The 7,555-nt window shown below is 68.6% G+C and carries 6 protein-coding genes; 2 read left to right on the plus strand and 4 right to left on the minus strand.

All coding sequences use genetic code 11. The features are described from left to right. The first annotated feature begins 142 nt into the window (after positions 1-142). Positions 143-1,390, plus strand: a complete 1,248-nt coding sequence (locus CFN78_RS09670) for a PucR family transcriptional regulator (RefSeq protein ID WP_094862282.1) — start codon at positions 143-145, stop codon at positions 1,388-1,390. A 69-nt stretch (positions 1,391-1,459) separates the two neighbouring features. Here CFN78_RS09670 and CFN78_RS09675 read toward each other — a convergent pair whose 3' ends face one another. From CFN78_RS09675 to CFN78_RS09690, 4 genes are all read right to left on the minus strand, one after another. Next, a complete protein-coding gene (locus CFN78_RS09675) occupies positions 1,460-2,416 on the minus strand; it encodes an esterase/lipase family protein (RefSeq protein ID WP_094862283.1) in 957 nt (318 codons plus the stop codon). A 189-nt stretch (positions 2,417-2,605) separates the two neighbouring features. Beyond that, positions 2,606-4,999 carry an ATP-binding cassette domain-containing protein gene (locus tag CFN78_RS09680; protein WP_094862284.1) on the minus strand — a complete coding sequence of 798 codons (2,394 nt, stop codon included), beginning with the start codon at positions 4,997-4,999 and terminating at the stop codon, positions 2,606-2,608. A 92-nt stretch (positions 5,000-5,091) separates the two neighbouring features. After that, on the minus strand, positions 5,092-5,502 hold the full coding sequence (locus CFN78_RS09685) for a VOC family protein (RefSeq protein ID WP_094862285.1): 411 nt from the start codon (positions 5,500-5,502) through the stop codon (positions 5,092-5,094). Between the two features lie 10 nt (positions 5,503-5,512). Continuing rightward, positions 5,513-5,956 (minus strand): helix-turn-helix transcriptional regulator, encoded by a 444-nt coding sequence (locus CFN78_RS09690; protein ID WP_094862286.1) that lies wholly within the window; start codon positions 5,954-5,956, stop codon positions 5,513-5,515. Positions 5,957-6,506: 550 nt separating this feature from the next. On the opposite strand from CFN78_RS09690, the gene CFN78_RS09695 reads away from it, so the two are divergent. Continuing rightward, the gene (locus CFN78_RS09695; RefSeq protein WP_094862287.1) at positions 6,507-7,334 is read left to right on the plus strand and encodes an FkbM family methyltransferase; all 828 of its coding nucleotides are present in this window, start codon (positions 6,507-6,509) and stop codon (positions 7,332-7,334) included. Positions 7,335-7,555 lie beyond the last annotated feature (221 nt).

Below are 7,555 nucleotides of genomic sequence, written 5' to 3' on the forward strand. Positions count from 1 at the left end.
TCGTCGTACACGGCCTGCTTCCTTCGTCGCGCACATCCATCCCGGTGCCCGGTGCGCGCGCGGCGCGCGCCGTGTCCAGGCCCGGGAATCGGTGTAATGATGAGTCGCCGGTACGCGGGAATCGACACACGGGAGTCTGCGAATGGACGAAGGGCTACCTGCGTTCTCGGTGGGCGGCAGGCCGCTGCACGAGCGGCTGACCGCCGAACTGCCCCGGCTCGCGTCGATGGTGGTCGCCGAGCTCACCGAACGCGTCCCCGCGTACCGGCTGCTGCCCGGCGAACAGCTCGCCGGCGACATCACCCGGGTCATCGAGGCGAACCTGCGCTCGTTCATCAGCGTGCTGCGTTCGAGAACCCTTCCCGGCCAAGCGGAACTGGACGTTCTCCGCGAATCCGCCGCCCGGCGCGCCGAGGAGGGCATCCCGATCGACGTCGTGCTCACCGCGTACCACGTCGGCGTGCAGGTCGTCTGGGAGTCGGTCGCCCCACTGGTGCGGCCGGACGAGGTCGGCGACCTGATCGGCATCAACGCACTCGCGATGCGGTACCTCGAGATGGTCGCGCCCGCCGTCGGCGCGGGATACCTCGACGAGCGGCAGACGATGTTCGACGACGAGCGCTCGGCGCGGCACATCCTGATGGCCGCCCTGCTGGGCGGCACTCCGCCGGAGACCGCGGCGGAGCGGGCCGGGCTGCGGCTGCCGCCCGGCTACCTGGTCCTGGCGATCGCGGTGGGAGCCCACCCGGACGAGACTCGGGCCGACATCGACCCGGTGGTCGCCGCCCGGCGCAAACTGCGGCGCCTGCGGGCGGAACTGGATCGCCGGGCCCGCGTGCCGGTGCTGTCCGCGCTCGCTCCCGAGGGCGGAACGGCGCTGCTGCCCACCACGGTCGCTCCCGAGGAACTGTCCGAACGCGACTGGGACGGCCTGCGGCGGATCATCGTCGAGATCGGCCAGACGGCCGGGGCGGAGGTCACCGTCGGCGTCGTGGCGGCCGAGCCCGCCGCCGTCGCGGGGGCCGCGGCGACCGCACGGGAGGTGCTGCACGTCGCGCAGACCTTCGGCCGGCCTCCCGGCGTACACCGGTTGCGGGACGTGCTGCTGGAGTACCAGCTCTCCCGGCCCAGCGAGGCGATCGACGAACTGGCCGCCCTGCTGCGCCCGTTGGACGGCAACGAGGAACTGGTGCAGACGCTGGAGACCTTCCTGCGCCGCGGCGGCAGGCGGCCCACCGCCACCGAACTCCACGTGCACCCGAACACCGTCGACTACCGGCTGCGCAAGATCGAGGAACTCACCGGCTTCGACGCGACCGCGCTCGGTGGAGCCGCGACGGTCACGGCGGCGCTGATCGCCCGCAGGCTGCGCCGGGACCCCGCGGACTGACCGGCCCGTACGCGGGGAGTCCCGGGACGATCGCCCCGGGACTCCCCGCCCGGCTCCCCCCGGGACCGGTCAGCTCAGGAACGGTGGATTGAACGCGCACGGCAAGGGTTTCGCGTCCGCGGGGTCGAGCGCGTTGAGCATGATCTGGTTGCCGCGCTTGCTGGTGACCACCGAGACGTGATCGCTGAGATCGGCCGCGCAGCCCTCGTCGACCCGGTGGTTGGTGGCGTTCGGGACATCGAGCTGTCCGCTGCTGTTCGGCAGCACGACCTCCTCCAGCGCGGGCTGGATGTTGGTGTACGTGACTCCGGGGACGGCCGCCGTGCCGCCCGCGTTGAGCTCGTCCATGAACGGCGTGCCCCTGCCGAACTCCTTGCAGGACATGCACACGCTCTCCAGAACCGCGTTCAGGAACGGCGGCAGGTTCTGCGCGAGCTCGGTCAGGCCGTAGAGCGTGGTGCCCGCGTAGTTGGGGGAGAAGCCGACCAGCGCGTCGGCCTTCTTCGCGCCGTCGAGTGCCTTGAGGTAGTAGGAGGCGATGGTGGTGCCCTCGGAATGCCCGACCAGCTTGACCTTCGAGGCGCCGGTCGTGGTCAGCACCCTGTCCACCAGCGCGGAGAGTTCCCGCGCACTGTCCGGCATCGAACGGAGCCCGCCGACGGTCGGCAGCCACCACTGTTTGCCATAGGTCAGGGAGAAGACGCAGTACCCGTTGTTGGCGAGCAGCGGTGAGATGGCGGGAAAGTTGAGCCCCTGGTTCCCGCCGAGGCCGTGCAGCAGGATCACCGGCTCCGGCTTCTCCGGCGAGGGCTCGCAGGACCAGATGTTGGACCCGGCGGGGGCGCGGTTCGGATCGAGCGAACCGGGATTGGCGACGAATCCGCCGGCCAGCGAGTAGACCACCGGATACGTCTGCCGGGCGGGTGCGGCGGAGGCCGTGTGACCGGAACCGAACAGGAGTGCGGCCACCGACAGCAGCGCGGTCACTGTCGCGCCGAGGACGCGGCGAGGAGGAGTGCGGCTCACGAGACCATCCTTCGAGCTTCCCGGACGCCCCGTTGCGGCCGGCCCGTCGAAGTCTCGTGCGCACCGGCCCGGAAGTCATCGGCACGGAATCTCGAATATCCCGCGCACCGTTGTCACCGATCACATATCGACCGGGCAGGGAGTCCGGCGTGGACGGGGCCGCCGCCGGACTCCTCGTGCACCCCGGTGTCAGGCGCCGACGTAGGCCGCCAGGTGCTCGCCGGTGAGGGTGGAACGGTCGGCGACCAGGTCGGCCGGGGTGCCCTCGAAGACGATCCGCCCACCGTCGTGCCCCGCGCCGGGACCGAGGTCGATGATCCAGTCGGCGTGTGCCATGACCGCCTGGTGGTGTTCGATCACGATCACCGACTTGCCCGCGTCGACGAGCCGGTCGAGCAGGCCGAGCAACTGTTCGACGTCGGCGAGGTGCAGGCCGGTGGTCGGCTCGTCGAGGACGTACACGCCGCCCTTATCGCCCATCCGGGTGGCGAGCTTGAGTCGCTGCCGCTCGCCACCGGACAGCGTGGTGAGTGGCTGGCCGAGTCGCAGGTACCCGAGACCGACATCGGCCAGGTGGATCAGGACCTTGTGGGCGGCGGGCGTCTTCGCCTCACCGGAACCGAAGAACTCGCCCGCCTCACTGACCGACATGGCGAGCACCTCACTGATGTCCTTGCCGCCGAAGGTGTAACCGAGCACCTCGGCCTGGAAGCGCTTCCCCTCGCACCCCTCACAGGGGGTGGCGACGCCGGCCATCATGGCCAGGTCGGTGTAGATGACCCCGGCCCCGTTGCAGGTGGGGCAGGCCCCCTCGGAATTGGCACTGAACAACGCCGGCTTCACCCCGTTGGCCTTGGCGAACGCCTTGCGGATGGGTTCGAGCAGGCCCGTGTACGTCGCGGGGTTGCTGCGCCGCGACCCCTTGATCGGCGCCTGGTCCACCGAGACCACCTGGTCCCGGCCGGAGACCGAGCCGCGGATCAGCGAGCTCTTCCCGGACCCGGCGACGCCGGTCACCACCACCAGCGTGCCGAGCGGTACGTCGACGTCGACGTCCCGCAGGTTGTGCGCGTTCGCGCCGCGGATCTCCAGCGTGCCGGTGGGCGTCCGCACGGTGTCCTTCAACGAGGCCCGATCGTCGAAATGGCGGCCGGTGACGGTGTCGCCCGCCCGCAGCCCGTCGACGGTGCCCTCGAAACAGACGGTGCCGCCCTCGGTGCCCGCGCCGGGGCCGATGTCGACGATGTGGTCGGCGATCACGATCGTCTCCGGCTTGTGCTCCACCACCAGTACGGTGTTTCCCTTGTCCCGCAACTGAAGCAGCAGATTGTTCATCCGCGCGATGTCGTGCGGGTGCAGGCCGATGGTGGGCTCGTCGAAGACGTAGGTGACGTCGGTCAGCGAGGATCCGAGGTGGCGGATCATCTTCGTGCGCTGCGCCTCGCCGCCCGACAGCGTCCCCGAAGGGCGGTCGAGACTGAGGTAGCCGAGTCCGATCTCGACGAAGGAGTCGAGGGTATGCCGCAGCGTCGCCAGCAGTGGCGCGACGGACGGTTCGTCCAGGCCCCGCACCCATTCGGCGAGGTCGCTGATCTGCATCGCGCAGGCGTCGGCGATGCCGACCTTGCCGATCTTCGACGACCGGGCACCCGCACTGAGCCGGGTACCGTCGCAGTCGGGGCAGGTGGTGAACGTGACCGCCCGGTCCACGAACGCGCGGATGTGCGGCTGCATCGCCTCCTTGTCCTTGGACAGGAAGGACTTCTGAATCTTGGGAAGCAGTCCCTCGTAGGTGAGGTTCACGCCCTCGACCTTCACCTTGATCGGCTCGTGGTGGAGGAAGTCCCGCATCTCCTTCTTGGTGTACTTGCGGATCGGCTTGTCCGGGTCGAGCAGGCCCGACTCGGCATAGGTCCGCACCGTCCACCAGCTGTCGGACTTCCAGCCGGGAATGGTGAAGGCACCCTCGGCGATCGACTTGGAATCGTCGTAGAGCTGGGAGAGGTCGATGTCGGAGACCGAGCCCCTGCCCTCGCAGCGCGGGCACATGCCGCCGGTGATGGTGAACTCACGGCGCTCCTTCACGGTCCGCCCGGCCTTTTCCATGGTGACCGCGCCCGCGCCGCTGAGCGAGGCGACGTTGAAGGAGAACGCCTGGGGCGAACCGATGTGCGGCTTTCCCAGCCTGCTGAACAGGATGCGCAGCATGGCGTTGGCGTCGGTGGCAGTGCCGACGGTGGACCGCGGGTCGGAGCCGAGCCGCTGCTGGTCGACGATGATCGCGGTGGTCAGTCCTTCGAGGACATCGACTTCCGGGCGGGCCAGCGTGGGCATGAAGCCCTGCACGAAAGCGCTGTACGTCTCGTTGATCATCCGCTGCGACTCGGCGGCGATGGTGGCGAACACGAGCGAACTCTTGCCCGAGCCGGAGACCCCGGTGAACACCGTCGGCCTGCGCTTGGGCAGTTCGACGCTGATGTCGCGCAGGTTGTTCACCCGCGCGCCCTGCACCCGGATCAGATCGTGGCCGTCGGCGGCGTGCGGCTCCGGCGATCTGGTGTCCGTCCTCGCGGCCTTGCTCATCATGTCTCCATCGGTCGTGCGGTGTGGCGTCGACGTGGCCTCGCTCGATCTAACCAGCTTCGAGCGGGTCGTCCCTGCGGTGGAAACCAGACTCAGCGCAGCTCCTGGATGCGGATCGTGTTGCCCGCGGGATCGCGGACGGCGCAGTCGCGAGCCCCCCAGGGCTGGTCGGTCGGCTCCTGCATGATCTCGGCGTCGCCGGCCTGGATGCGCTCGAACGTGCCGTCGAGGTCGCTGGTGGCCAGCATGAGGCTGGCGTAGGTGCCCTTGGCCATCATCTCGGCGATGGTGCGGCGCTCGTCGTCGGTCACGCCGGGATCCGCGCCCGGCGGATGCAGGACGACGGACGTGCCGGGCTGGCCGGGCGGGCCGACGGTGTTCCAGTGCAAGCCCCCGTACTCGACCTCGTTGCGGACCTCGAAGCCGAGAACGTCGCGGTAGAAGGCCAGAGAGGCGTGCGGGTCGTCGTGGGGAAGGAAGGTCGCGTGAATGGTGATGTCCATGGCGGTGACCCTAGGTGGGGCCCGGCGAGGTCGCTTCTCGATTCCTGATCGGTCTGGTGACCTGCTTCGCGACGCACGGCGGCATGCCCGCCGTCGCGTGCGTGGCGCGACGGCGGTAGACGCTGGGTGGCACGCCGACCAGCTCGCTGAACCGGGTACTGAAGGTGCCGAGCGAGGAGCAGCCGACGGTGAAGCAGACCTCGGTGACGCTGAGGTCGCCGCGGCGCAGCAGGGCCATCGCGCGTTCGATGCGCCGGGTCATCAGGTAGGCGTACGGCGATTCGCCGTAGGCGCGCCGGAACTCGCGGCTGAGGTGCCCTGCCGACATGTGCACGCCTCGGGCGAGCGCCTCGACGTCCAGCGGGCGGGCGTACTCCCGGTCGATCCGGTCCCGGACCCGGCGCAGCCGCGCCAGTTCGCGAAGCTGTTCGGCGGTGCCGGGTCTGTTGGTCACCTGCGCGATCGTGCCATATCGCGGGCACGGCGGATCTTCGCCAATCGGGTCCGTCGAGCCGCGTATCTGGTGGTGCGACAGCTATTGCTGCGGCTCGCGTGAGCGAGACCGCGCGCCTCTGCTCGAGCGGGGGAGTCGATGCGTCTTCTTGTCCTGCTTGACACCGTTATCGACGGATATGCGCTGCCGTCGTCTGATGGGACTTCGGCGGGTGAGAATCGTGTCCCAGGATTCTCCGCACCTGTGCGGTTCGCGGAACACGTCGGCCGGAGAACTGCGAAGCCACTCGGCACCGGCGTATCCGGCATACTGGGTCGCGCCGCGGCTGCGGTGCGGCCGTGGTTGCCGGCCGGACTGGTTGATCGAGCCGAGGAAGGAGCAAGGTACGGCAACGGATGGCAGGGCGCTGCGATCGTTCCCCAAGAGACGGCCAGGTCTGCTGGGTCGCACGTGCCCTCGTCGTACGACCCGATTCGCCCGCGGACACCAGCGACTCGACGCCGAACCCCTGCTGTGAAGGATCACCGAGAGCATCACAGGAAACGGCCAGATGATTTCTCCCGAGTCGCGGTGTGTAAATCCGAGTATGTTGCAGGGGAAGAAAATGACTGCTGTGAAACTGGACCTGGCTGATGACTTCGCTTGTTACGCGACCGTCGATCCATCCGGCAGGTATCGCGAGATCAACTTCATCTACGACGAGGTGTTCACCCGGCGAAGCTATCTGCAGGAGGGGATCGACCTCCCGGACCGCGCGCTGGTGGTGGATGTCGGTGCGAACGTGGGAATGTTCTCCTTGTTCGTGAGCAAGGAAGCGGCCGAGGTCGACGTGCTGGCCTTCGAGCCGCATCCCGCGCTCGTCGAGGCCCTGCACGCCAATCTGGAACTGCACACCGCCGACCGGGTCACCGTGTTCCCGTTCGGGCTGGGTGAGAACGCGGAAGCGACGGTGGACTTCACGTTCTACCCCCGGTTGCCCGGCAACTCCACGCGGTACCGGGAACTCAAGGAGGGTCCGCTGCTCGAATTGTTCGGCGAGCAGGCCTTTCAGGAGATGACAACGAACGGCGCTTTCCAGAGCGAGACAGTTCCGGTCGAGATCAGGCGGCTTTCCGACGTTCTCGCCGAAGTCGAGCCGACCCGCCCGATCGACCTGCTGAAGGTCGACGTCGAAGGCGCTGAGGTGGACGTCTTGCGCGGACTGGACGAGGCTGATTGGGGCCGGGTGAGGCAGGTGGTCGCCGAGATCCAGGACACCGACGGGGCGCTGGCCGTCGCCGAGCGGCTACTCGGCGAGCAAGGCTTCGCTGTCACCGCCGTGCTCGCGGAGGACCTACTCGACGGCATTGCCATCTACACCCTCTATGCCTCTCGCTGAGCGCTGGTTGGCCGGGGTGGGCACGAAGAAGGCCCCGGCTTGCGTTTCCGCTGGCCGGGGCCTGTATCCGCTGGTGCTGGGGTTGTGCCCTCGGCAGTGTCCTGGCTCAGGAGATAGGCGACAGGTGTCTCAGGTCATAGGCGACACGAGTCGCGGGTCATCGGCGACTGGCTGGGTGGGCTGGATGCTCGGGCATGTCGAAGGCTCGTCTGGTTATCACC

This window comes from Amycolatopsis antarctica, from assembly GCF_002262875.1.
In the GTDB taxonomy this organism is placed as follows: Bacteria; Actinomycetota; Actinomycetes; order Mycobacteriales; family Pseudonocardiaceae; genus Amycolatopsis; species Amycolatopsis antarctica.